Source organism: Chitinophaga horti, from assembly GCF_022867795.2.
GTDB classification, from domain to species: Bacteria; Bacteroidota; Bacteroidia; order Chitinophagales; family Chitinophagaceae; genus Chitinophaga; species Chitinophaga horti.
In genome coordinates this window covers 3,284,454-3,308,819 of sequence record NZ_CP107006.1, presented here as the reverse complement: position 1 = coordinate 3,308,819, position 24,366 = coordinate 3,284,454, and the positions used below count along the sequence as shown (strand labels likewise).

Genomic DNA, 24,366 nt, shown 5'->3' with positions numbered 1-24,366 from the left:
GTCCAAAAAAAGTGCAAACCAGGATGCCCGGTTTGCACTTCACAAAAGTAGATAGCTGCTCTATCGGATCGCGATGATCTTGGTAGAGGAAGTATCTTCTTTTTCTTTTTTCTTTTTCGTAGTGTCTTTAGGAGTAGTATCCTGGTAGGCAGACAAATCATAAGAAACTGCTGATTCTACAGATTTGCTGTTGGCTGCATAAGAGGATGCTACGCCGCCTTGAGCGAAAATAAATGCGCCAGTGGCTGCTACGAATGCGAAAGCTTTGAGGTACGTTCTCATGGTAATTCAATTTAAAGACTGGTTAAAAAATAATATTTCAGTTTAATCACTGAAAGAATTGTGCTAGATATTCGCAAAAACCATCCATCTTAAAGAAGAGTCCGAATAACTTATTGATTTTTAAACGTTTGTGTAACTGTTAAAATAATGTTAGAGAATCAATTTTCCTAGTTTAAGTACCTGCTCAGGATCAGAACGTTAGTGATTTGTTTTAAAACCACTGATTTCTCGTTTCGCTGGTGCCTCTTTAAATAGAATAGTGTACACAATACACTCATTATTTTGCGATTGGGAAGTGGACACAAGCGTGATTTCTGGGTTTGCGTCAAAGAATGCGTTGATTTTCTCAGAAAGTTCTGCTGCATTGGCGGCGGAAATCGAGTAGCTTCTGTATTTCATATGTTCTAATGTCGGCTGTGTGGCCTTATTTTATGATGTTAATGGATGAACAATAATAAGGTATGTGCAGCAGCCTGCCAAGTTGCAAAATGATGTATATTGCCGATCATCCTTACCCAAGACCCAATGCAGAGAATAAAATATTGTATCCTAGGTATAGCCCTTTTAGTTACATGGGCCTGTTCTGAAAAACAAGAAGAATTGTATCCGCCGATCGTAAACCGTAACCTCCCCAAAATCGATATGCCTGCCTACTGGCTGAGCGCTGTGCGGGATAGTTCGGGATTTCTTGTCGATAGTTTCACTTACTTCCCGACAGGACAGGTACAGTATCACTACTCAGGTATGCGGCAGTCTACTTCACCTTCTCTGTAGCGTGAAGAATTTGAGTATGATAGCCTCGGACTGATAGTCCGCATTTTAATGCAATACGACACGCTTCAACAGGGGATGCGTACTTTTTCAAATTACATGGCTAACTCCGTTTATGTCGACGCGCCTTACAGTCATCATGCCAGCATAATCGAGTTTAATGAAAAACAGCAGATCACCGACATCATTAGTATGAATGATAATAAAACGGCACCAGCCCAATACCCGGCTTTCGACATTGGCTACGATAACGACGACATTGTTAGTTACAAGATCTCCTACAACACCGGCACGTTAGGTCGGCTGGCGGATCATAGAGAGTATAAGTATAATAACCTGCCGAATCCATACCAATCGGTAATTCGCTCGCTTCCTTTTTTCGGGTTCCAGTGGAGTTTTGAAACCGAAATGGGTTATTCTTACAGGAGGAGCGAGCATTGCGCAGTACTGCTACGCACCTTTCCCCGTGGTGGTAGCTACCCGATCCAGGAGGCAAAGTACGTTTTTGACACAGATCCTGCGACAGGCATGCCGGCTCAAAGAACACGCATTGCAGCGGGTGGAACGGAGTTTCTAGAGTCAGCAGTGCAATACTACACTTACATCAAACCATAAAAAAAGCACCGCGTCATGCAGTGCTTTTTTCTTCACGAGCGGAAAACGGGGCTCGAACCCGCCACCTATAGCTTGGGAAGCTATCGCTCTACCAAATGAGCTATTTCCGCAATCAATTACTTATTCACCGTAATCTTCGACGCCAGCCAGCTGTCCTTCAGCGGCACCAGCCATTTCTCTTCCAGCTCTTTCTTATTCAGTACGGTATTATTCAGGTACAGCGTATCTTCTGCAATAAAGCCCTTCTCCAGTGCATAATTCAGCTGTGCCAACGGCAACAACTGTACTTTATCTTTCACAAAGAAACCGAGCAGCAGCCTGTCGAAAAGGTTCACCTGATACTGATTCTCAAGACTTTTAATAATGCGTACGGAACTGTCCGTGCTGCAACCGCTCACGCCTGTGCCCGACTCGTCGGCCATCAGTACGATGACCTGGTTAAACAGCAATTTGCCCCAGCCTTTCACAGGATCGCCGTGCGACAGCCATTGTGAGGCAAACTGGTGGAGTTGCTCATCCACCTCCAGCGCTTCTCTCTCGCCAAACGGCCGGTTGCTCTGGTAGATCCACACTCTCGAAGAAGGAGAGAAGTCTTGCGGTAGTAAATCCTTCACGTTCATCCTGCAAATTTACGGAAATGCGTTAAAATATATATGATATTAAACAGGTGCCACCTACTCCATACTCGCCGCCACCAACTCCGCAATATCCAGCACCTTCACATCATCCTCCCTGCCTTGTTCCTTCACGCCATCCGTCAGCATGGTCATACAGAACGGGCAGTTCGCCGCAATGACGTTGGCTCCGGTAGCCACGGCTTCCCTGCCGCGTTCGAAGTTCACGCGGGTAGTACCCTTCTCTTCTTCCTTGAACATCTGGGCACCGCCGGCTCCGCAGCATAGGCCATTGCTGCGACAGCGTTTCATTTCCACCAGTTCGGCATCGAACACTTCGAGCACTTTGCGGGGAGCTTCATAAATATTATTGGCCCTGCCCAGGTAGCAGGAGTCGTGGTAGGTGATTTTTTTGCCTTTGAAGCCGCCGCCGTCTTTCAGGCGTACTTTGCCTTCGTCGATCAGTTGTTGCAGCAGGGTAGTGTGATGCATTACTTCGTACGAGCCTCCCAATTCAGGGTATTCGTTTTTGAAGGTATTGAAGCAGTGCGGACAAGTGGTAACGATCTTCTTCACGCCATACCCGTTCAGCACCTGGATGTTATTATATGCCATCATCTGGAACAGGAACTCGTTGCCGGCGCGCCGTGCGGGATCGCCGGTGCAGCCTTCTTCTTTGCCCAGGATGGCGAACTTCACCCCGGTTTTGTCCAGTATGGAAGCAAAGGCACGCGTGATTTTCTGGGCACGCTGGTCAAAACTGCCCGCGCATCCCACCCAGAAAAGGATTTCCGGTGTTTCTCCGCTTGCCATATAATCTGCCATGGTTCTTACCTGCATATGTCGCTTGTTTTACGTCCTTAAGATTGTATCCAGGCATCGCGGTCGTCCGGGCTGAACTTCCAGGGAGCCATATTGTTTTCGATATTGCTGAACATCATGTTCCATTCCTGCGGTGCGCTGGATTCTTCCATCACAAGGTGGCGGCGCATCTGTAAGATGATATCCAGCGGGTTGATGCTCACCGGGCACTCCTGTACGCAGGCGTTGCAGCTGGTGCAGGCGCGCAATTCCTCTTCGGTGATGTAATCGCGCAGCAATGATTTGCCGTCTGTGGTGCTGCCTTCTTTATTATTCCTGATAAATGCCCCCAATTCTTCCGAACGGTCGCGGGTTTTCATCATGATCAGACGTGGTGATAATTTTTTACCGGTTTGCGTAGCCGGGCAGGCGGCGGAGCAACGGCCACATTCTGTACAGGCGTATGCATCCAGCAGGTTCTTCCAGGTGAGGTCCTGCACGTCTTTGGCGCCAAACTTTGGCACCGCCGCATCGGCCGGAGCGTTGGCGGCCAGCTCGGGTTGCATGGCGTATAACACTTCCCGTTGGATCTCGGGCATATTGGTCATTTTGCCTTTAGGCTCCAGCGGGGTATACCATGCATTCGGGAACGCCAGCATAATGTGCAGGTGTTTCGAGTAGGGGAGGTAGTTCAAAAACGCCAGCACGCCCAGGATGTGCAGCCACCAGCATACGCGCTCGATGGCTACGAGACTGCCTGTACTCATACCTTCAAACATCGGGCTCAGCAAGCCGCTCACGGCAAATCGTCCTGTGGTATGATAATGCTCCGCACCCTGTGCTTGTAATGCCAGGTCGGCGGCGTTCATGGTCAGGAACAACAGCATCAGTATAATTTCGGTCGCCAAAATGTAGTTGGCATCGGAACGTGGCCAGCCATCGAGATCGCGGCTCATGAAACGTTTCAACTTAATCATATTCCTGCGGGCCAGGAAGATCGCGCAACCTACGATCACTGTCACTGCCAGTATTTCAAATGCGCTGATCAGGAAGGTGTAAAGTCCGACCAGCAACGGCGCGAACAGCCGGTGGGTGCCGAGAATGCCGTCCAGTATAATTTCAAGTATCTCTATATTGATGATGATAAAACCCGCGTACACGAAGAAGTGAAGTACGGCTACGAGCGGATTCCGGAACATTTTCTTTTGTCCGAAGGCCAGCAGTATAAGGTTTCGCAGGCGTTCGTCCTTCCGGTCGTTCAGCTCAACGTCGCGACCCAGCAAGATGTTTTTCCTGATAAAGCCAGCCTTTTTAGCGAAAAAGTACACCGCCGCCGCAAAAGCGATCAGAAACATGATTTGTTGCGCTATCAGCATATCCTAGATTTGACTGCCCCAATTTACATTTTAAATCCATTCAACAACGTGGAGGGGCACAACAATTTACGTATTTTTACAGCGCGCAAAATTCAGACATGGAAAAAAAGAACACCATTTTAACGCAGGATATCATCGAAAAAAAGATCGAACGCATTGCTTATGAGATCTATGAACATAATAGTGAAGAAGAGCAGGTAATCCTCGCCGGCATCTGGGACAGGGGCATTATCCTCACCCATAAAATCGCCGATCACCTCCGCCGCATCGCGGCTTTCGATATCAAAGTAATGGAGATCCGTCTCGATAAACAACAGCCTGATGAGGTGGAGTTGTCCGATTCCATGGACTTTACGGGCAAAACAATTATCATTATTGACGATGTGGCGAACTCGGGTCGTACGATGTTGTATGCGCTCAAGCCTTTCCTCCAATATCTGCCTAAAAAAATTCAAACGGCGGTACTGGTCGACCGTAAACATAAATCCTTCCCGTTGTCTGTCGACTTCGTTGGTTACTCACTTTCTACTACTTTCCAGGATATGGTGATGGTAGATGTGAATGGCGACGACATCCTGTCGGCTTACCTGGTGTAGGGCATTGACATAAAAAGAAAAGCGGCTGCAAACGATCGTTGCAGCCGCTTTTTTATGATGTTAAGCGATTATTTCAGTTTCATGTCGCTGATGATAGCTGCTACGCGCTGGTCCAGTTCCACGTTCACTTTATCGAAATCGGCCGCTGATGCCAGTTTAGTATTTACGCTGAAGTAAAACTTGATCTTAGGCTCTGTACCGGATGGGCGGGCAGAGATCTTGGTACCATCTTCCAGCAGGAATTGCAGCACGTTAGATTTAGGCAGTTCGATGCCTTCAGTAGCACCGCTTACCAGGTCGCGTTTTTGCTGGGTCTGATAATCATAGATCGCTACAACTTTAGAACCATTAATAGTTGCAGGCGGGTTATCACGATAACCCTGCATCATTTCAGCAATTTCTTCTGCACCTCTCATTCCTTTCTTAGTGAGGGAGATGAGTGATTCTTTGTAGAAGCCGTATTTCACGTAGATGTCGATCAGCTGCTCGAACAAAGAGCGGCCTTTCTCCTTCGCGTACGCCGCCATTTCACACAGCATGGCTACGGAAGCAATAGCGTCTTTGTCGCGCACATTGTCGCCGATCATGTAGCCGTAAGACTCTTCACCACCACAGATAAAGTTCTCTTTACCTTCTTTCTCCTGGATCAGTGCTGCGATCCATTTGAAGCCGGTGAGTACGTTGTAGCAGTTCACGTTATTGGCAGCTGCGAATACGTCGATCAGGTCAGACGTAACAACGGTTTTACAAACGTAGTCGTTAGACTGTGCCAGTCCGCGCTGCTTGCGGCCTTCCACGATGTAGTTGAACAGCAGTACGGCTGTCTGGTTACCATTCATTAATACCCATTCGCCATGATGATTTTTTACGGCGATGCCTACACGGTCAGAATCCGGGTCGGTACCGAGCAGGATGTCCGCATCAATTTCTTTTGCCTTTTTGAGGCCGATGCTCATCGCTTCGGATTCTTCAGGGTTAGGATATACGACGGTAGGGAAGTTGCCGTCAGGTTTAGACTGCTCTTCCACCACGTGTACATTAGTAAAACCGTAACGCTGCAGGATTTCCGGTGCCAGGGTAATGCCTGTGCCGTGAATCGGGGTGTACACGATTTTGAGGTCGTGCTGTTTGGCGATAATGTCCGGGTTGATGGACAGGCTTTTCAGCATGTCGAGGTAGGCATTGTCCACATCTTTACCGATAATGGTGATGTTTTGCTCGCCACCGGTCCATTTTACTTCATCCACGCCGGCGATCTTTTCCACCTCGCGGATGACGTTTTTATCGTGCGGCGGCACCAGCTGGGCGCCGTCGTTCCAATAAGCTTTATAACCGTTGTATTCTTTAGGATTGTGAGACGCTGTAAGTACGATCCCGCCCTGGCATTGCAGGTGGCGGATGGCGAAAGACAGTTCCGGGGTAGGGCGCAGGCTTTCGAAGAGGTATACGTGAATGCCGTTGGCTGCCAGTACGTTAGCGGCTACTTCTGCAAAATAGCGGCTGTTGTTGCGGCTATCGTGCGCTATCGCCATTTTAACGCCCTGGGGGAACGACTGGTTCAGGTAGTTGGCGAAGCCCTGGGTGGCCATACCTACGGTATAACGGTTCATCCTGTTGGTGCCAACGCCCATCACGCCGCGCAGGCCGCCGGTGCCGAACTCCAGGTTGCGGTAAAAGGCATCTGTTAGTTCTTCGGGGTTTTGCTGCTGCAATAACTTAACCGCAGCAACGGTTTCCGCATCATATTGGCCGGTAAGCCATTTGTCTACTGTGCTTAAAATGTTCGCGTCCATATATTTTTAAATTCGGCTTTTGTATACAAACAATATGCTAAAAAATTTTAGCAGTGTAAAGTAAAGATAAAAAAAGCATTAGGCAAAAGGATAGACGAAGGACACTACGTACTAGTACGTATTTCTCAAAAACCGGTAGTTATACGCTTAGCGAAAGGTGAAAGGTGGTGTACCTTTGCGGCGCAATCAGGAAGTGAAGATGATTCGAATACGCCTTCGCAATACTAATTAATATTTTTAATAAAACAAACCCCCAAAATGAAATCTTTAGTAAAAATGATGCTTTTCCTGGCCTTCGCAGCGGTCAGTTGTAAGAAAAGCGCCGAACACACCGCTACCAAACCCACCACCTGGGCCGACAGCAGCCGCATCGAATGGACGGGCTTCGAAGATGATATCGCCCACAAAGGCTTTTTCGACCTGAAGGATGGCAAGATCCGCATCGAAGACGGCCGTGTGACAGGTGGTACTTTCAACATCGACATTGCCTCTATGGCCTCTGTAGATGCTGCATCCGAAGAAATGCGCCGCATGATGCTGGACAAGCTCCTCGGCCCCGACTTCTTTAATATCGCCTTACATCCCTCCGCTAAGTTTGAGATCCTGGAGGTAACGCCATATGCGGGCAACAAGTTCGTAGGTGTAGATGGTGCCAATGCACTGGTACATGGCGAGCTCACCATGATGGGCAACTCCATGGTGATCAGCTTCCCGGCTAAGATCGAATTGAACGACCGCCGCATCCTGGTTGACGCATCTTTTACCCTCGATCGCACCGATTGGGGTATGAACAGCGCTACCAACCCGGGCGATGAGTTGTATGTGGAAAAAGCGGTGGACATCCGCGTAAAGATTAACGCCGGCCGCTCCTAAACGCCGCGCGACTCCTGAGTTATCATCCCCTGTACGTACCGCCATCCGTACAGGGGATAACTTTTTGTGGAAAATGTAACCGCAGGGTCTTGTTTGAATTACCGGGACAATGGTTATTTTTGCGACGATATGAAGCGGTACATCGACGACTATAAACAAAAAGGATTACGCAGACAACTCGTAGACAGCATCAAACAAAAAGGAATTACGGACGAAAATGTACTGGCAGCCATCAACAACATCCCCCGGCATTATTTCTTAGATACGGCATTTGAGAGCATCGCTTATGAAGACAGGGCTTTTCCGATAGGAGAGGGACAAACGATTTCCCAACCCTACACCGTGGCTTACCAGACGCAGTTGTTAGAAGTGAAATCTTTTGAAAAGGTGCTTGAAATAGGCACCGGCAGTGCTTACCAGTCTTGTGTACTGGGTGAGTTAAAGGCGAACGTGTACACTATCGAGCGGCAAAAGAAGTTGTTTGATGAAGTGAAGAAGTTTGCGTTCAAAAGCAAGTATCCTACGTTGCGCTTCTTTTATGGCGATGGCTACGAGGGGTTGCCTACTTATGCTCCTTTTGATAAGATACTGGTGACTGCCGCCGCGCCGCATATCCCGCAAAAACTGCTCTCACAGCTGAAAATAGGTGGCAAGATGGTCATACCGGTTGGTGGCGGTAACGTGCAGCGCATGTTACGCATTACGCGTGTAGCGGAGAATGATTTTGCGGAAGAAGTGTTCGATAACTTTTCTTTCGTGCCGATGCTTACCGGCAAAAACAGTTAGTCTATAAGCCCAATTCCCGGCCGTTAGTTTTAGGCGCGGCCGGCGCTTCCTCTTCCTCTTCTTCTTTTTGTACTTTCTTTTTCCTGAAAAGGTTTGGATCGATCTTCGCGAAGCGGTAACGCACGTTTAATTTCACGATGCGTGAAGTGCGCGTACGGTCGTAGTCCTGTATGAAGTCAGGCGTTTCGTAGTGGGAGGCGAACTGGCGGGTGTTAAACACATCGGCCAGGCTGGCGGATACAGACAGGGCGTTGTTCTTGAAAAATTCTTTACGGATGGATATGTCTACCCCGTTCATGGCTTTGTAAGTACCCTGCGGCATTACCCGTGGCGAACGGTAGCTGCCCACGATCTGTCCGCTGAACTTAAAGGGCAAACGGAAGTTGCTGTTCAGGTTAATGCTGTACCCCAGGTTCTCGTTCTCGATCTTACGATCGCCGCTCTGGCCAAAGATGTGTGAATACTCCAGGTTAAAGGTAGTCGTATGTGTCCACCATTTGAAGATGCGCATCTTATAAGTCGTGTTGGAACCAAAGCTGTTATTGGTCGCCAGGTTCTGCGGAGAAGTAGTGGTTATCCCCGTTTTCGGGTCCAGCAGGCTGAGGCGGTCGATCAGTTTATTGGTGGTCGAGTAATAAAAGCCGGTGCTGAAATAGTTACGTGTTTTCGGGAAATAGATGCCGTAGTTCAGTTCAAACTTGTGGGTGAAAGCAGGCTTCAGGCCCGGATTACCAACCCGGATGTTCATCGTGTCGGAGTTGTTGATGTAAGGCAGCAACTGGTTAAAGTCCGGGCGATCGATGCGGGTGCTGTAATTGAAGATCAGGTTATGATCGTTTGGCAGATTATATTTCAGAAATAAGCTGGGAAATACGTTCAGGAAGCTATTGTTTACGCTTGTGTCTTTGCTGAAGGAATAGCCCGTCAGCTGTGAGTTTTCTACCCGCAGGCCTACCTGGTAGCCGAGGTTGCCGATGGCGCTCGCAGCGTTTACATAACCGGAACCGATCTTTTCGCGGTAGCTGTAGTTGTTCGATAACAGGGGACTGATCACGAAGTTGCCGGTGTTATAGTCGAACAGGTTGGCTACGTAAAGGTTTTCGTAGTTGCGCGTGGTGTATTTACCACCCGCCTCAAATTTTCCTTTTTTACCGTAAGGCGTGGTGTAGTCGGCCTGCGCATCCAGGAAACGGTTGTGGTTTTCTCCGTCGTTTACCTGGTTAGAAGGTTTGCCGTACACGGTACCGTCCGGCCGCTCGTAGTTCGTGCGGTACTGGCTGCCGCTGTTGCCTTTGCTATCGCTGTAGTTCACGTAGGCGGTCAGTTCCTGGTTAGGCTTATCGAATGTTCTTTTAAAGTTGAAGTTGGTGTTGTAGGAAAGTCCATCGCCGCCGCTGGTATTGTTACGAAACCCGTAACGTTGCTGCTGCATGTACTCGTCCTGGTAATTCATGTAGCTGCTGTCGCGGTTGTTGTTATCCCAATGGTTCCAGCCGCCTGCAAAGGTAAGCGTGGTGTGGTTGTCGAGGTAGTAATCAAACCCGAAACGGCCGCCGCTGCCTTTATTGATGTTGCGGTTCGTGCTCTCCTGGATAAAGTAATTCACCGTATCCTTCATGTTCTTGCGGTAGCTGTAGCCGCTGCCGCGTTGCTGATTATAACGTTGCTGGAAGTTGCCGAAGAAGTTGATCTTACGCAGGCGCAGGCTCGCATTCACGCTACCATTGGCTTCACGGGGATTAGCGGCGGATACATTGATCATGTAGTTATAGCCCATCGCTTTATCCTTCTTCAATACGATATTGATGATGCCGCCACCGCCGGCCGCGTCAAACTTGGCGGAAGGGTTGTGGATCAGTTCAATTTTATCGATCGTTTCGGAGGGAATCATTTGCAGCGCCGTTTTCGTATCTCCGAAAGGAGAGGGCTTGCCGTCCACATACACCGTAATGGATTTTCCGCGCATGGTTACGTTCTCGTCAATATCCGATTCCACGCCCGGCAGGTATTTCATCACGTCAGATGCGGTACCACCGGCGGCTGCGAGCATATTACTCATGTCGAAAACCTGGCGGTCTATCTGCATACTGAATTCCGGTTTCTCCGATTTGATCTCTACTCCAGCAAGGGAAGTGCCTGCAGCGGTAAGCTTCAATTCTCCCAAACTACGGTCTGCATCCGATTGCAACTTTTGCTCAAATTTATCGTACCCCATGAAGGTAACGCGCAGTACATAGTCGCCAGCCGGAATGCGGGGCAGGGTAAACAGCCCGTCGGGCGTGGTGTATACACCGGTCAACAGCGATGAGTCTGCGAAGCGAAGTAACACGACTGATGCATATTCTACTGGTTTACCGGTAGTGCCATCCACGATCTTACCGGTAACAGCGGTGGGGGCTGTAGCAGTTTGGTTGGCAGACACTTTGTCCTGCGCCGAAGTACGGTTAACCGAGAAAGCAGTAAGAAGGATCAGTGGTATGAGTTTTCGCATGCGCAATAGGTGAGATAAGCAATTTTTTGGTTGATGCAAGGCGGTGATCTGTAACAAAAGTATTGCGGATGGGCATAGAAAGTTTTCAATTATGATAAGTGGTCGTAGGCGTGTCGGGAGCGGTGCCCCTGCAATGAAAAAGGGCCGCACCCTGTGCAGCCCCTTCTTCGTATAGCTAAAATCTTAAAACCCCATCTCCATACCACCGTTCATATTCTCCCGCTCACCTTTCGTATTCTTACGCTTAAATATCTGGCTGTCGAACTTGCCGAAACGGTAGCTCACGTTCAGTTTTAAGATGCGGGATTCGCGTTTGCGGTAGTAATCCTGCGCGAAGAACATTGTGGTTTGGTCCAGGTTGTATTCGCGGGTGTTGAACACATCCGACAACTGGAGGGACACCGACAATGTTTTATTCTTCAGGAAGTCTTTTTTAACGGCGAGGTCTACACCGCTGAAACCTTTGATCTTACCCTGTGCAGAGGAAGATGCCATGCCCATACCACCGGGGCCGCCAGGGCCACGACCACCACCGCCTTGCAGGGCGATAACGGGGGATTGATAAGTAGCATTGATCTGCATGGTGATGTTGAACGGAAAACGTGTTTCGGAGTTCAGTTTGGCGAGCCATGCGAACCCCCGGTTGGTATAGCTTTCTTTATCTGTCTGTACATCCAGTTCGGTTTGGAACAGGTTGACGTTGGCGGTCAGGTCCCAGGTTTTGATCACCTGTACTTTGCCGGTTAACTCTGCTCCGTAAGCCGCATTCTTATTGGCGTTTACGTAGCGGTTCAGCAACGTATCGGTACCAATTGGTTCGCTGATGCTGGAGATCAGGTTGTTGGTATTACGATAGTACAGGGAAGCCAGGAAGTTGTTGGCGCCCATCACTTTCGAATAAGAGAACTCGATGCTGTTGGTATACTCCGGCTTAAGGTTCGGGTTACCCTCGCGCTGGTTCAGCGGGTCGCTGTAGTCGCGGTAGGGGATTAGCTGGAAGAAGTTCGGGCGGTTTACACGGCGCGAATAGTTCAGCTGCAACTCCTGGTCTTTATTCATTTTTTGTGACAGGTACACGCTTGGGAAGAAGCCCGGTTGTGACTTGTTCGGTTCAAACTTCTGGTTCTCGCTGGGTATTTCGCCTGCGTAGATGTATTGCTCTACACGTAAGCCTGCCTGATAACCGAAGTTCTTAATGGCGCCGGCGTAGTTGGCGTATACGGCGTACAACTGCTCGTTATATTTATAATCGTTGCTCAGCACCGGGTTGAATATATTCTCGCCGGAAACGCCGTCCTGGTCAAACACGTCGTAAATGCTGGTGTAATCACGCACGGTCGCTTTGGCACCTGCTTCGAACTTACCTTTTTCGCCTATCGGGTTTACGAAGTCGGTCTGGAAGGTGATGAAGGTGGTATTACCGCTGCTGGTGTTCGTTTGTATCAGCGGATTGCCAACAGGCGTACCCGCTGGCGTTAATTGTTGCGTTTTAAATCCGCCATCACGACCGTTTTTGCTGCGGTTGTAGTTGAAGTCGGCGGTCCACTCTTTATTAGGCTGCGCAAACATGTGTTTGAAGCCGATCTGCGAAGTATAGTTGCGGAACTCGAACGACCCGTCGGTGAAACGGTCGTTCATGCCGTAAATGGCTTTATCACTATCCCGGAAAGTGCTCACCAGGTTCTCCTTATTACGGAAGTTGCCCGCTACGATGTTCTGGGAGATAGACAACGTGTTACGGTTATCCAGGTAGAAGTCGAAACCTGCACGGCCGAACTGGAAGTTGCCACCGCTACGGCTGTCGCTTACCTGTAAGCTATACGTGGTATCGCCGTTCGTTGGGAAGTTGGTACGGTTGGTCGTGCCTTCGCCCCAGTTGCGGTTCGCGTTAATATTGTAGTTGATGAAGAAATTCACTTTCCCCTGGCGGATGTTGAGGTTACCGCCACCATTGTATTTATCATTGGTGCCGATGCCGCCGTTGATCATACCGTTGATGCCCGCTTTACGGTTCTTCTTCAATACGATGTTGAGGATGCCGCTCATACCTTCTGCATCGTAACGTGCAGATGGATTGGTAATCAGCTCCACGCTCTCGATCGCATCTGCAGGGATCTGGTCGAGTGTGAGGGTAGAAGGTTTGCCATCTACGAACAGGGTGGGAGAGGCATTACGGACCTGCACATTACCGTCAATGTCCACGTTTACAGAAGGCACACTTTTCAGTACGTCCGTGGCGGTACCGCCAAGGCTTACGAGGTTACGGTCTACGTTAAACACCTTTTTGTCGATGCCCATGGTAAACGCGCTGCGCTGGCCGGTTACCTCTACTTCCGCCAGTGCTTTCACGTTCGGTTCGAGGCGAAGGTTACCCAGGTCCTGGTCCATCGTTTGCGGCGTAACAGCTACTTTCCTGAACATTGTTTTATACCCCATGAAGTTAACGCGGAGAATAAACTGCCCGAACGGCAGGTTCTCGAAATTGAAGTCGCCATTGCCTTTGGTGAGCATGCCTGTTACCAGCGAGCTGTCTTTGCCACGCAGTAAGGTAATAGAAGCATATTCCACCGGCTGTTTTGTTTTGGCATCCAGTAATTTACCATAAATGTGCCCGATTGTTGGCATTGCGCCACCCGGACCGCCGGGACGCTGGCCGCCCGGAGGCATTCCGCCGGGTTGCTGGGCGTTCGCGCCAAAGGTGTAGATAGATAGAAGGACGAATAGTATCGCTGCAATTCTCTTTTTCATCTCATAAAAGTGTTAAGCTTCCTGTGTCGGTTCCTGGCTTTGGATTTTTGACCAAACTGAAGTAGTAATTGTTATATAGACACGCAATCGTATCCGCTGCAAAAGTAGCGGACGTGCGTATGTTATCCCGTTATATTTGATAAGTGGGCGTTTTAGCAGGACAGCCTACCTAAAACAGCGAGAGAAGGCGTTAACAGTAATAAACACAACTTAAGGTATGAGCATCGTGATCGCCAGGTAAATGGCGCCTACACCCAGTCCGACCAGCGCACCGAAGCCTGCCAGTTTGTTCACCTCTTTGGAAATCGCTTTTTCGATTGCCGGGATAGACACCTCGTTCACCTTACGGCTGATCACATTCTCCAGGTCGAAATCTTTCTCTGCGTTCTGCAGGTATTGGTCGATGATTTTCGGGAAGAGCGTATGTAGTTCTGTTACCAAAGTGCCTTTGATCTGTGAGATCGTGCTGTCGCCGATGAACATAGATAGTACCGGCATCGCTTTAGGAAGTTTCTCCTTCAGGAAGTGATCGAGATGCGTTTCCACGTAAGGCATGATTGCCGTAATTTTTTCCGGGTCGGTAAGTTTGGCGCGGATGGCGCTGAAGGAAAAAAGTTCGGTGGCTACCATATGTCCCAGTTTAGCCGCCAGCTCCGGTTGTTTTTTAGGCAGGATGCTGCGGAACAGGAATTTTACAGCGAGTAAAATAGCCAGCCAGCCGGCGATGGCAGTAACGATGGGTATGATATAGATGGGCATCTGCATGGTATTAATCGAGTGCAAATAAAGTGCAAAAAAGTGATCGTATAAAAACAAAAACGGCCTCCGTAAAGGAAGCCGTTTTTTCCGGGTGGATGAGGGGGCTCGAACCCCCGACCCTCAGAACCACAATCTGATGCTCTAACCAACTGAGCTACAACCACCGTGTCTGTTTGTTTGTGGAGTGCAAAGGTAATACAATTCGTTTTTAATTTCCAAATCCAGTTGCAGAAAAAGTTGAAATTTTTTTTGTTGATGGATGTTAATATAGATGAGTGATAGGTGACTGTGCGTGAACGGGTAAAGTATTCCGTCATGTAGATGTTGTTCCCCCGATCGTCATCGCGACCGGAGGGAAGCGACCCTTGTGCGCAGTCTCCGCAACAGTCGGTCCCGGCGTCAATCACCGAAGTGGCAACTTATGCAGAAGTTTGCTTCCCTTTGGTCGCAATGATGGTGTTTTTAATGCCCCGACACGGGTACTCGACCATCACCCAGCCATCACTGAACCATCCGGAGTGGTATCGGCCCGGCTGAGCTCCCGATCGTCATCGCGACCGAAGGGAAGCGAACCTCGTGCTCAGTCTCCGCGGCAGCCGGTCCCGGCGTCAATCACTGGAGCAACGACTTATGCGGAAGTTTGCTTCCCTTGGGTCGCAATGACGGCGTTTTTAATGCCCCGACACAGGTACTGGACCATCACTGGACCATCACTGAACCATCACTGAACCATCCGAAGAAGCATCGCACCGGCTGGCCTGATCGTGCCCCATCCGCTGGCTCAGCAGAGGACCGGGCGGTGCAGTGAGTGACACAACGGCGGCTGAGTAGTATAGCTCCGGCTCATATTATAAAAATCAACTCTCGTATCCCCGGAAATCGGAGAAAAATCAATATTACTTTCCCGTTACAATCTTTTTTCGCCTTCATTTTCACGAGGTTACCGCGCGGCAGGCCGGGGCGAGGTGGTACCGCACTTTGGCGGGGTCGGAAAAGGGCGTATCTTTGCTACTCGCAATTAAAACTTACTAGCCCGGCATGCGAAGTGCTGGGCTTTTTCTATGCCTGAACGGAAAAAATAGGTGTTTAATTAGCGTTGTGTCTGGTTATATTAAGCAGATGGGTTAATAAAGTATTAATTTTATAAGCATATGGATCAACTCAAACTTAAACTCAGGGAGTATTACCAACGTATCCAGGAGCAACAGCCAGGGGACGGAAAAGGGAAGGCGAAGAACGCGGTGCTGGAGCTGGAAAACGACATCCTGACGCAGTTCGGATTGCCGGTTTCCAAACGCTTTGTTCAAATCCTGCACGACTTTACAGATCACAGCCAGGTGAACGATCAGCTGCTGGATTATGTGAGTAAAAAATTACGTGCGGCTGCCAGGAAGTACCTGCTGGCACCGGTGATGTCGGACCAGGAGCAATTAAACCATGCACGCGATCAGAAAAGGAATCCGCATGATGTGTTGCCGGAACTGGGTTATCCCGGTCACGAATATGCACTCTTTCTCGTCGGAGAACTGCTGTATCGCCGTAACATGGCGGTGGCCGATATTCTCGATGAACTGAAGAAGGTAGAACGTCATCAGCAATGGGATAACATTTCTGAAGTGGCGAAAGCTGCCGATGCGACTAACCACCCATTGTACGAAAAGCTGCAGAAACTGCACCTTCGTTTTGTGGATGAGTTTGCCCAATATGCCCGCCGCAAAACGGTGTCTAAATCGAAAAGCAAACGGACCACACCCGCCGAAGAAGGCTATAAACCTAATTTTCATACGATCGTAAAAGCGCAGGTGGAGGACATCGTGTTCGACGAGAAAACACCACCCCGTTTGTATGGTAAAATGAAGATCGGTGCAAGGTTAACGCGTATATCGGTAGGACTCGAATTTTCTGAGCTGAACCAGCTGCTGGCGGCTGCCGGCGAGATGGGCGAAAAGATCGGCACGTTGCTGAAGAAGCGGATGGGCACACAGAACGGGCAGCCGGTGGTGATCGACATTCGTTCGGAATTTGGCGAGGTGTTGAAGCTGGACGATTGTTACCTGGAGGTGTATAAACCGCAGCAACTGGTGAACGGTAAATGGGTAGAGGAGAAGGATGCGTTTTATTACGTAGAAAGGATACTGAGCAAAAAAGAGGTAGAAAAGCGTGTGAAAGAAGAAGATACCAAACAGAAGATCCAGGAATGCCTGGAGCTGGTGGGCGGCTCGTATGTAGCGTACCAGCGCCTCCGCAGGCTCGGCATCACCGAAGATGAGGCCAAACTGCGCGCCGGTTTGCAGGACGAACTATTGTTTAAACTTTCCTTCTACCTGCACAAATTGAAAGATTAGTACTTCAATACAATCTACAGTAACCCGCGTCTTTTTACAGGCGCGGGTTTTTTATTGGCCGAATCTCCCGTAACTTTAAATGGCGCGCTCTTTGGTGCGCAGGGACACGAACGACTAAACCGGCCACGAATGAAAAGATTATCCCTGATCATACTGCTATTAACGGCCTTCCTCATCCGCGGCAACGCTGCGGACGGCACACCACAACCCTACTACCTGCTTCAACTCGATAACCGGAATGGATTGTCAAACAGCGCGGTGAACCAACTGCTGATGGATAGTGACGACCTGCTTTGGGCCGCCACCTGGGACGGTCTTAACATGTACGACGGCAGCGCGTTCCACGTGTTCAACTACGGGAAAGATAATATGGTGCGCAGCATTGGCAACAACGTGGTGCTGCAAATGACCGAAGACCGCCGTGGGTATATCTGGATGAGCACCGTGGAAGGCGTATCCCGCTACAGTAAACGCACCGGACGATTCTCCAATTACTTTTATGGTAAACGCCGGCACAGCCGCATTAGCGAACAGGAATACGAGCTGGTACGCGATACGGCGGGCGAAGTATTTTGCTTAACCCGCCAGGATGGACTTATGTACTACGATGCCGCCCGCGATTCGTTTACCGTTTGTGCTTTGCCGTTAGGCGGCGATCGTATTGCAAAAGCGGCTTTCGATGATCAGGACCGTTTGTGGTTACTGCATGCGGATGGCCGGCTGGAAGCCTATACCGGCCAGGGCAACCAGTACAAACTGCAACACCGCGAACAGGGGATCAGTAATTTTTATATAGATGGAGCGCACATGTTCCTGCTCAGTGGTCGCGTGTTACGGCAACTGCATTCGCCCGACTTGCGCCAACGGTTGCAGGTAACGCTGCCTGCACCGGTAAAAGAACTGTTTCGCTACAAAGATCATTACCTGCTCGCCTGGACCACGCAGGGTTTCGGTGTATATGACGCGAGCTTCCAGGCGTCGGGCTTCCTGCAACAGGAGGCGGTGGCGTTACAGGGTACGCGCATTACGTCGTTTGCTGGTGGGCGTGAGTCGGTGTTGTGGTGTGGTACAGATGGTAATGGTATTTATAAGATATACCCGCAAACGCGCTATTTCGGCGACGTGGTCCGCTTCTCCAAACCCGTGCGTGCCTTCGCGGAAGTGGATGGCGAATTATGGATAGGAGCGAAGGGCAGCGGTATCGTGGCCATCCGCCCGGGTAGTGAGGACAAACGTCCGCTGTTTCCCGAGCAGCTGGACGATAATGCGGTATTTGCATTGCACAACGGCACTGACAGCCTGGTGTACATTGGTACCGATGCAAAAGGCATACAGGTATACGATCGCCGTCGCAAAAGGTTGTACCGTTGGAGTGACGTACAAGGCAATGAGCGTTGTCCGGTCTTTGGCTCCGTGTACGCCATACTGCCCGATGCAGACGGCTCGTTGTGGCTCGGCACCAGTGGTTACGGGCTGGTGCAGTTAAAAATTAACAGAAGCGCGTCCGGCCTGGAGATGGCCGCCTGTAAGCAATACGTTTTTAATGGTACAGGCAGCGGTCCGGCCAACGATATTATTTATTCCCTTGCTCCCGGTAACGGGCACACGTTATGGGTCGGCTGCCGGTATGGTGGCCTCAGCCTGTTCGATAAGAGCCAGCAAACCTTCCGGCATTACAAAGCCTTTTCCTACGATGGCAGCCTGTCACACAACGATGTGCTGTCGCTCTACCCGGATGGCAAAGGCCGGCTGTGGATCGGCACGAGCTACGGGTTAAACTGGTTGTCGCTCAAAGATGCCATGAGCGCGAAACCCGTTTTCGGCAAGTTCACGACCGATAACGGGATGCCTAACAATACCATTCACGCCGTGGCAGAAGATGCGCAGGGCAACATATGGGTGAGCACGAACAAAGGCCTTGCCCGCATTGATGGCGCCTCCCTGGCGATTTCGCATTACCAGGAGCAGGACGGCCTGCAGAGTAATGAGTTCAGTGACGGTGCCGTGTTTAAAGATGCGACCGGCCGCCTGTACTTCGGCGGCATTTATGGTTTCAACGGTTTTTTACCGGCGGATGTGCGGGCGCGTAACGGGCATCCTAACTTGTTACTGAGCGGCATCCAGTTCGGCGGCAAGCTGTTGGAAGATAACGTGTACCAGGTGTTGAAGCCCGGCACCACGAACATGACCAGCTATGTCCTCGAACGGCGCAGCAATTTCTTCGAACTGCAATTGAAAGCGATCAGTTACGGATACGCGGAGAAGTGTGAGTATGCTTATTTTCTCGAAGGATACGATAAAACCTGGCATTACTCCGGCGGCAGCGGCAAGGTCGCCTATGGCAATGTGCCGCCCGGCAAGTACCTGCTGAAAGTGAAATGGTCGAACGGCGAAGGCAACTGGACGGGCGACACGCCGGTAATGCAACTGAAAGTGAAACAATACTTCTGGCTTACCTGGCCTGCCTTCCTGCTGTACCTCCTGGTGATCGGCGGCGCGTCTACCGCCATCTTCCTGTACCGCCGCAATAAGCTGGAAATGAAATACCAGCTGGAAATGGAACACATGCTGCGTAAGAAGGAGGAAGAAGTGCACCAGGAGCAATTGAGTTTCTTCACCAACATTGCGCACGAACTGCAAACGCCGCTAACCCTAATTGTAGGTGCCGCAGAGCGTAACCGCTACCAGGAGAACGGGTACTTTCCCTCGTTATTACAGCAACAGGCATCCCGGCTCACGTACCTGGTACAACAGCTGCTAGAGTTTCGTCGGGCAGAATCGGGGTTCCTCAAAAACTACTACACGCAGCTGGACGTTAGTTCGCTGCTCGAAAATATTGCCGGGCTCTTTACGCCGCTCTGCCGGCAGAAGGGCTTGCGGTACAGTATGCACATCCATGAAAATATCACCGGTGTGGTAGATAAGGATAAGCTGGAGAAGATCCTGTTTAACCTGTTGTCGAACGCCTGCAAGCACTCGCCCAAACACCAGGACGTGAGCATTCGTGCCGTGGCGGCCGGGGGCATGCTGGAGATTCGTGTGTTCAATTCGGGCGTTACGATAGGGGACGAGCAGCTGGTACGCCTGTTTACCCGCTTCTTTGCGGCAGATACGAATCCCGGTGAGAAGTTCAGTGCCGGTATTGGTCTGGCGTTTACCCGGCAGCTGGTGTCGCTCTTGCAGGGACAAATCAGCGTGTCGAACGAAGAGGGGGGCGTCGCCTTTCGGGTGTCGCTGCCTTTACAGCCCGTGGTGGAGGAAGGAGCGTACGTCATCCGCCAGGAAGATGCCACGCCTTCGCCTTTGTTACAATCCATTGCCCGACCGCTGGTGAAGCAGGAACAGGAGGCCGCCGGGGCCAACCGCCTGCCTTTGCTCGAGCACCTGGAGGGAGAACGTAAGAGCATTTTGGTGGTGGAAGATGAATACGCCATCCGCCACCTGCTGCGCGATGTACTCAGCGCGCGCTACATCATTTACGAAGCTGCCAATGGCGAAGAAGCGCTGGACCTCATCCGCCAGACGCTGCCCGACCTGATCATCAGCGACGTTATGATGCCCGGCATGAACGGCCTCGAGTTGTGCGACCGGGTGAAGAATGCGCCGGGCAGCTGCCATATACCTTTTATTATATTATCCGCCCGCGGCGCCATCGAAAATGAAATTGAAGGCTACGAGGCCGGTGCAGATGCCTACATTCCCAAACCTTTCCATATCACCCACCTGCAGGTACGCGTGCGGAAACTGCTCGAGTACCGCGAACGCCTCAACGACCTGTTCCGGCAGGATAGTCCGCTCAGCAACATCGAGGAGGAGGACATGCAGGATGAAGACCGCCAGTTCCTGCAAACGGTGGTGAAATACATAGAAGATAACTTTAGCGACGATACCCTCAGCGCCGCCCAGCTGGAAAAACATATGAACCTCAGCAAGATGCAGCTGTACCGGAAACTCAAGGCACTGTCCGACATGACACCCGGCGAGTTTATTAAGTGTATCCGCCTGAAGGAAGCCGCCCGTCTTTTGGTAAACACCCAGCTTACCGTGACCGAAATTTTCTACCGCACGGGGTTCAATAACCAGTCTTACTTCTTCCGGGAGTTTAAGAAACAATACCAATGTTCGCCCAACGAATACCGGGCGCAGCAAACGGCTGTATAAGCATCTGTATACTATCAATGAGTTGATTTACAATGAGAAACGTTTCATGGAAACATGGCTGTTTGTTACTATTGTACACTACTTTGAAACCATAGTGCAGTGTTTTACACCCATGGCCGGGTAATTTTATCCTACTGATAAAAACAAAATCCACCACGTATGAATGTACCGTAGCACAGCCTGACTGTAACATCAATATTCCACCAAACATTAAAACCAAACCTGACATCTCCCATTTGCGGAAATCATTAAAAAACTCTTCACACATGAAAAACTGTCTGAAACTGATCAGCTGCGCGCTGCTTTTACTAGTCTGTTCCACAGGCTTTGCACAGGTAAAAGTAAGTGGTAAAGTAACCGACGACCAGGGCGAGGCCTTACCCGGGGTAACAGTGGTGCAGCAAAACACTCGTAACGGGGCAGTCACTTCGCCCGACGGCGCTTACACTCTTACATTAAACACAACCGCCCCGCAGGCACTCACCTTCACCTTTATGGGCTTCCTGCCGCAAACCGTAGGTTACTCCGGCAGCGGCGAATTGAATATCGTATTAAAGAAGGACGAGGTGGCCCTGAAGGACGTGATCGTTATCGGTTACGGCACGCAGAAAAAGAGCCAGGTAACCGGTGCCATTGCCTCGGTGAGCGGTAAGGACCTGCAACGTACGCAGGCGGTAGATCTTACCACGGCCCTGCAGGGACAGGCGGCCGGTGTTAACGTAACCTCGCCTACAGGCGCTCCGGGTACGGAAGCGGTGGTGCGCATCCGTGGTATCGGTACGCTCAACAACAGTAACCCGCTCTACGTGGTAGACGGGGTGCCGCTTACGAGTGGTCTTAACACCATCTCGCCCAATGATATTGAATCGATGGAGGTCTTGAAAGATGCGGCGGCCAGTGCGATTTACGGTTCGCGTGCAGCGAATGGGGTGATCCTGGTGACCACTAAAAAAGGGGTGCCGGGAAGGAACGAAGTAAGCTTCGATGCCAACTATGGTACCGCCCAGGCGATCGGGCTTCCTAAAATGCTGAGCACTGCCCAGTTCATCGAACTGCAGAACGAAGCTTTTGCCAATGACGGTAGCACCACCCGCAACCAGGATAACGCGGCCAGTCTGCCCAACACCGACTGGCTCGACCAAACCTTCCGCACGGGTCAAACGCAACGTTACAACCTGAGCTTTTCGGGTGGCAATGAAAAAACGCGCTACTATATTTCCGGTAACTATACCGACCAGGATGGTACGATCATCAACGCTACCTTTAAACGTTACGGTGTTCGCTCGAATGTGAGCAGCCAGGTGAAAGACTGGTTACGGGTAGGGGAGAACTTAAACCTCACGTACGACCGCACACAGCAGATCGGTGCTTCCGGTGATGGTGGCCGCTCGGGCAGTCTGCCAGGTGTGGTCAGATATGCATTGATCCGTCCGAACGCGCTGCCGGTAGTGGATCCGGCTACGGGCTTCTATACAGACTTGCCACCTGCCGGCTTGTACCAGAGTCCTTTATTATATGGCGACGGTAAAAACCCGCTGGCCATTGCAGACTACCGCACCCGCACCCTGGGCCGTTTCCGCCTGCTGGGTAATATGTTCGCCGAGGCGACGTTTGCCAAACACTTCAAACTGCGAACAGACTTTGGCACCGATTTCAATATCAATGAACAACAGCAATACAACGGACAGATACCCGGTGACAGAACGATACTCGCCGATGATGTGAAGTCGCTCGATAAATCACGTCACCGTGTGAGTACGCTTAACTGGACGAATGTGCTGAACTATAATCAAACGTTCGGTAAACATGAAGTGGGTGTAACACTCGGCTCGGAGTACATTACTTTTAAAGCCGACTACCTCAGCGGATCCCGCAATGGTTACGACAATCGCGCAGACCAGAACCAGAGTTTGCAGCAGTTAGGTTATGGTTATAACCAACAGTTCAGCGGCGGTGGCCTGGACGAATCCACGCTCATGTCTTACTTCGGCCGCGTGTCCTACGCATATGACAATAAATACCTCGCCACCGTGAATATGCGTGCAGACGCCTCTTCCCGCTTCAGTGAACAGAACCGCTGGGGTTATTTCCCTTCCGCTTCATTAGGCTGGAACATTGCGAAAGAAGGTTTTATGCAGGATGTGAGCTGGCTCAATGACCTGAAGCTGCGTGGTGGCTGGGGACAACTCGGTAACCAGGAAATCGGGCTGTATCCGTTCGCTACGATTTATTCTACCGCTAACGGTGTGCTGCAACCGGTGTCACTCGGCAACCCGAACGTGAAGTGGGAAACTACCGGTCAGACCAACGTAGGTGTGGACGCGGCTTTCCTGAAAGGTTCGCTGACGGTGTCAGTAGATTACTTCCGTCGTAAAACGAAAGACATCCTCGTACAGCTGCCTACTTCTTACACTAATGGCGACGCTGCGCCGGCATATGAGAACGGTGCCGAAATGGAGAACAAAGGATGGGAACTGAACCTGAATTACCGTAACACGGTAAACAAAGACTTCTCGTGGAACGTGATGGTGAACGCCACTACGCTGGAGAATAATGTACTGTCACTGTACAAGGCGAGAGAACAGATTATCGCTGCCGGTGCCGGGCAAATTCTCCTGCGTGCAGGCGAGCCGGTGAGTTCTTTCTACGGATACAAAACCAATGGCCTGTTCCAGAATGAAGCCGAGATCGCGGCTTATGTAAATAAGGACGGTCAGCTGCTGCAGCCTAATGCCCGTCCCGGCGATATCCGCTTCGTGGACGTAGATGGCGATGGCGTGATCGATGGCGACGACCGTACCATTATCGGTAATCCGAACCCTAAGCTGTTGTACAGCCTGAACGCCGGTTTCAACTACCGCGGCTTCGACCTGAACGTATTCTTTAACGGCGTAACAGGCAACGATATCTTTAACGAAGTAGATAATATCATCAACAGCTTCGACGCACGTGGTTTTAACCAGAAAGAAGATTTTTACAAGAATCGCTGGCATGGTGAGGGAACGAGCAATTCCACGCCCCGCGCCACTTTCCAGGATCCGAACAACAACCGTCGTACGTCAGATCGTTTCGTGGAGAAGGGGGATTACCTGCGCCTGAAGAACGTGGTGCTGGGTTACAATCTGCCCACCAATACGTTGGAGAAATGGGGCCTGTACAACGCGCGTTTGTATGCAAGCGCACAAAACCTGTTGACCTTTACCAAATACAGCGGCATGGATCCCGAGCTGTACACGAACGACAACGTGGCCGGCTATGGTGACCTCGCGCAGGGTATTGATATGGGTACTTATCCGCAGTCACGTTCCTTCACATTTGGTATCCAGGTAAGTTTCTAAACGACGACTAAAAAGAT

The 24,366-nt window shown here is 50.5% G+C and carries 16 protein-coding genes and 2 tRNA genes; 7 read left to right on the top strand and 11 right to left on the bottom strand.

All coding sequences use genetic code 11. From position 1 onward, the window contains the following. Window positions 1-60: 60 nt before the first annotated feature. Window positions 61-282, bottom strand: a complete 222-nt coding sequence (locus MKQ68_RS13285) for a hypothetical protein (protein ID WP_264279549.1) — start codon at window positions 280-282, stop codon at window positions 61-63. Window positions 283-480: 198 nt separating this feature from the next. After that, entirely contained in the window at window positions 481-681 is a 201-nt protein-coding gene (locus MKQ68_RS13280; RefSeq protein WP_264279548.1) for a hypothetical protein, read from the bottom strand. A 450-nt stretch (window positions 682-1,131) separates the two neighbouring features. Here MKQ68_RS13280 and MKQ68_RS13275 point away from each other — a divergent pair, with 450 nt between their 5' ends. Continuing rightward, entirely contained in the window at window positions 1,132-1,668 is a 537-nt protein-coding gene (locus MKQ68_RS13275) for a hypothetical protein (RefSeq protein ID WP_264279547.1), read from the top strand. Window positions 1,669-1,705: 37 nt separating this feature from the next. Here the strand turns inward: MKQ68_RS13275 and MKQ68_RS13270 are convergent. The 4 genes from MKQ68_RS13270 to MKQ68_RS13255 all read right to left on the bottom strand — a co-directional run bounded on the left by MKQ68_RS13270 (window position 1,706) and on the right by MKQ68_RS13255 (window position 4,459). Then, window positions 1,706-1,778, bottom strand: a tRNA-Gly gene (locus MKQ68_RS13270). Window positions 1,779-1,784: 6 nt separating this feature from the next. Then, complete coding sequence (locus MKQ68_RS13265; protein WP_264279546.1) at window positions 1,785-2,288, bottom strand: hypothetical protein; 504 nt, start codon at window positions 2,286-2,288, stop codon at window positions 1,785-1,787. 54 nt (window positions 2,289-2,342) lie between these two features. Continuing rightward, window positions 2,343-3,122, bottom strand: a complete 780-nt coding sequence (locus MKQ68_RS13260) for a (Fe-S)-binding protein (protein ID WP_264279545.1) — start codon at window positions 3,120-3,122, stop codon at window positions 2,343-2,345. Between the two features lie 20 nt (window positions 3,123-3,142). Continuing rightward, window positions 3,143-4,459 (bottom strand): 4Fe-4S dicluster domain-containing protein, encoded by a 1,317-nt coding sequence (locus MKQ68_RS13255; RefSeq protein WP_264279544.1) that lies wholly within the window; start codon window positions 4,457-4,459, stop codon window positions 3,143-3,145. A gap of 98 nt (window positions 4,460-4,557) precedes the next feature. Here MKQ68_RS13255 and MKQ68_RS13250 point away from each other — a divergent pair, with 98 nt between their 5' ends. Next, window positions 4,558-5,055, top strand: a complete 498-nt coding sequence (locus MKQ68_RS13250; RefSeq protein ID WP_264279543.1) for a phosphoribosyltransferase family protein — start codon at window positions 4,558-4,560, stop codon at window positions 5,053-5,055. Window positions 5,056-5,123: 68 nt separating this feature from the next. Here the strand turns inward: MKQ68_RS13250 and MKQ68_RS13245 are convergent, their stop codons facing one another. Then, a complete protein-coding gene (locus MKQ68_RS13245) occupies window positions 5,124-6,848 on the bottom strand; it encodes a phospho-sugar mutase (protein WP_264279542.1) in 1,725 nt (574 codons plus the stop codon). A gap of 258 nt (window positions 6,849-7,106) precedes the next feature. On the opposite strand from MKQ68_RS13245, the gene MKQ68_RS13240 reads away from it, so the two are divergent. Both MKQ68_RS13240 and MKQ68_RS13235 read left to right on the top strand, forming a co-directional pair. Then, window positions 7,107-7,721 carry a YceI family protein gene (locus MKQ68_RS13240; RefSeq protein WP_264279541.1) on the top strand — a complete coding sequence of 205 codons (615 nt, stop codon included), beginning with the start codon at window positions 7,107-7,109 and terminating at the stop codon, window positions 7,719-7,721. A 129-nt stretch (window positions 7,722-7,850) separates the two neighbouring features. After that, window positions 7,851-8,507 carry a protein-L-isoaspartate(D-aspartate) O-methyltransferase gene (locus tag MKQ68_RS13235; protein WP_264279540.1) on the top strand — a complete coding sequence of 219 codons (657 nt, stop codon included), beginning with the start codon at window positions 7,851-7,853 and terminating at the stop codon, window positions 8,505-8,507. A gap of 1 nt (window position 8,508) precedes the next feature. Here the strand turns inward: MKQ68_RS13235 and MKQ68_RS13230 are convergent, their stop codons facing one another. The 4 genes from MKQ68_RS13230 to MKQ68_RS13215 all read right to left on the bottom strand — a co-directional run bounded on the left by MKQ68_RS13230 (window position 8,509) and on the right by MKQ68_RS13215 (window position 14,669). Beyond that, a complete protein-coding gene (locus MKQ68_RS13230) occupies window positions 8,509-10,998 on the bottom strand; it encodes a TonB-dependent receptor domain-containing protein (protein ID WP_264279539.1) in 2,490 nt (829 codons plus the stop codon). A gap of 183 nt (window positions 10,999-11,181) precedes the next feature. Continuing rightward, window positions 11,182-13,746 (bottom strand): TonB-dependent receptor, encoded by a 2,565-nt coding sequence (locus tag MKQ68_RS13225; protein ID WP_264279538.1) that lies wholly within the window; start codon window positions 13,744-13,746, stop codon window positions 11,182-11,184. A gap of 210 nt (window positions 13,747-13,956) precedes the next feature. Beyond that, window positions 13,957-14,505, bottom strand: coding sequence for a DUF445 domain-containing protein (locus MKQ68_RS13220; RefSeq protein ID WP_264279537.1), 549 nt, complete (start codon window positions 14,503-14,505; stop codon window positions 13,957-13,959). Window positions 14,506-14,595: 90 nt separating this feature from the next. Beyond that, window positions 14,596-14,669, bottom strand: a tRNA-His gene (locus MKQ68_RS13215). Window positions 14,670-15,656: 987 nt separating this feature from the next. On the opposite strand from MKQ68_RS13215, the gene MKQ68_RS13210 reads away from it, so the two are divergent. The 3 genes from MKQ68_RS13210 (at window position 15,657) to MKQ68_RS13200 (ending at window position 24,349) form a co-directional block, all read left to right on the top strand. Further along, window positions 15,657-16,850, top strand: coding sequence for a hypothetical protein (locus tag MKQ68_RS13210; RefSeq protein WP_264279536.1), 1,194 nt, complete (start codon window positions 15,657-15,659; stop codon window positions 16,848-16,850). A gap of 129 nt (window positions 16,851-16,979) precedes the next feature. Continuing rightward, window positions 16,980-21,011 carry a hybrid sensor histidine kinase/response regulator transcription factor gene (locus MKQ68_RS13205; RefSeq protein ID WP_264279535.1) on the top strand — a complete coding sequence of 1,344 codons (4,032 nt, stop codon included), beginning with the start codon at window positions 16,980-16,982 and terminating at the stop codon, window positions 21,009-21,011. Window positions 21,012-21,277: 266 nt separating this feature from the next. Then, window positions 21,278-24,349, top strand: a complete 3,072-nt coding sequence (locus MKQ68_RS13200) for a SusC/RagA family TonB-linked outer membrane protein (RefSeq protein WP_264279534.1) — start codon at window positions 21,278-21,280, stop codon at window positions 24,347-24,349. The last annotated feature ends 17 nt before the right edge of the window (window positions 24,350-24,366 follow it).

What these genes read in the sequence shown, in the direction of transcription:
- MKQ68_RS13285 (WP_264279549.1), bottom strand. Translation starts at nt 282, where the DNA reads ATGAGAACGTACCTCAAAGCTTTCGCATTCGTAGCAGCCACTGGCGCA.
- MKQ68_RS13280 (WP_264279548.1), bottom strand. Translation starts at nt 681, where the DNA reads ATGAAATACAGAAGCTACTCGATTTCCGCCGCCAATGCAGCAGAACTT.
- MKQ68_RS13275 (WP_264279547.1), top strand. Translation starts at nt 1,132, where the DNA reads ATGCGTACTTTTTCAAATTACATGGCTAACTCCGTTTATGTCGACGCG.
- MKQ68_RS13265 (WP_264279546.1), bottom strand. Translation starts at nt 2,288, where the DNA reads ATGAACGTGAAGGATTTACTACCGCAAGACTTCTCTCCTTCTTCGAGA.
- MKQ68_RS13260 (WP_264279545.1), bottom strand. Translation starts at nt 3,122, where the DNA reads ATGCAGGTAAGAACCATGGCAGATTATATGGCAAGCGGAGAAACACCG.
- MKQ68_RS13255 (WP_264279544.1), bottom strand. Translation starts at nt 4,459, where the DNA reads ATGCTGATAGCGCAACAAATCATGTTTCTGATCGCTTTTGCGGCGGCG.
- MKQ68_RS13250 (WP_264279543.1), top strand. Translation starts at nt 4,558, where the DNA reads ATGGAAAAAAAGAACACCATTTTAACGCAGGATATCATCGAAAAAAAG.
- MKQ68_RS13245 (WP_264279542.1), bottom strand. Translation starts at nt 6,848, where the DNA reads ATGGACGCGAACATTTTAAGCACAGTAGACAAATGGCTTACCGGCCAA.
- MKQ68_RS13240 (WP_264279541.1), top strand. Translation starts at nt 7,107, where the DNA reads ATGAAATCTTTAGTAAAAATGATGCTTTTCCTGGCCTTCGCAGCGGTC.
- MKQ68_RS13235 (WP_264279540.1), top strand. Translation starts at nt 7,851, where the DNA reads ATGAAGCGGTACATCGACGACTATAAACAAAAAGGATTACGCAGACAA.
- MKQ68_RS13230 (WP_264279539.1), bottom strand. Translation starts at nt 10,998, where the DNA reads ATGCGAAAACTCATACCACTGATCCTTCTTACTGCTTTCTCGGTTAAC.
- MKQ68_RS13225 (WP_264279538.1), bottom strand. Translation starts at nt 13,746, where the DNA reads ATGAAAAAGAGAATTGCAGCGATACTATTCGTCCTTCTATCTATCTAC.
- MKQ68_RS13220 (WP_264279537.1), bottom strand. Translation starts at nt 14,505, where the DNA reads ATGCCCATCTATATCATACCCATCGTTACTGCCATCGCCGGCTGGCTG.
- MKQ68_RS13210 (WP_264279536.1), top strand. Translation starts at nt 15,657, where the DNA reads ATGGATCAACTCAAACTTAAACTCAGGGAGTATTACCAACGTATCCAG.
- MKQ68_RS13205 (WP_264279535.1), top strand. Translation starts at nt 16,980, where the DNA reads ATGAAAAGATTATCCCTGATCATACTGCTATTAACGGCCTTCCTCATC.
- MKQ68_RS13200 (WP_264279534.1), top strand. Translation starts at nt 21,278, where the DNA reads ATGAAAAACTGTCTGAAACTGATCAGCTGCGCGCTGCTTTTACTAGTC.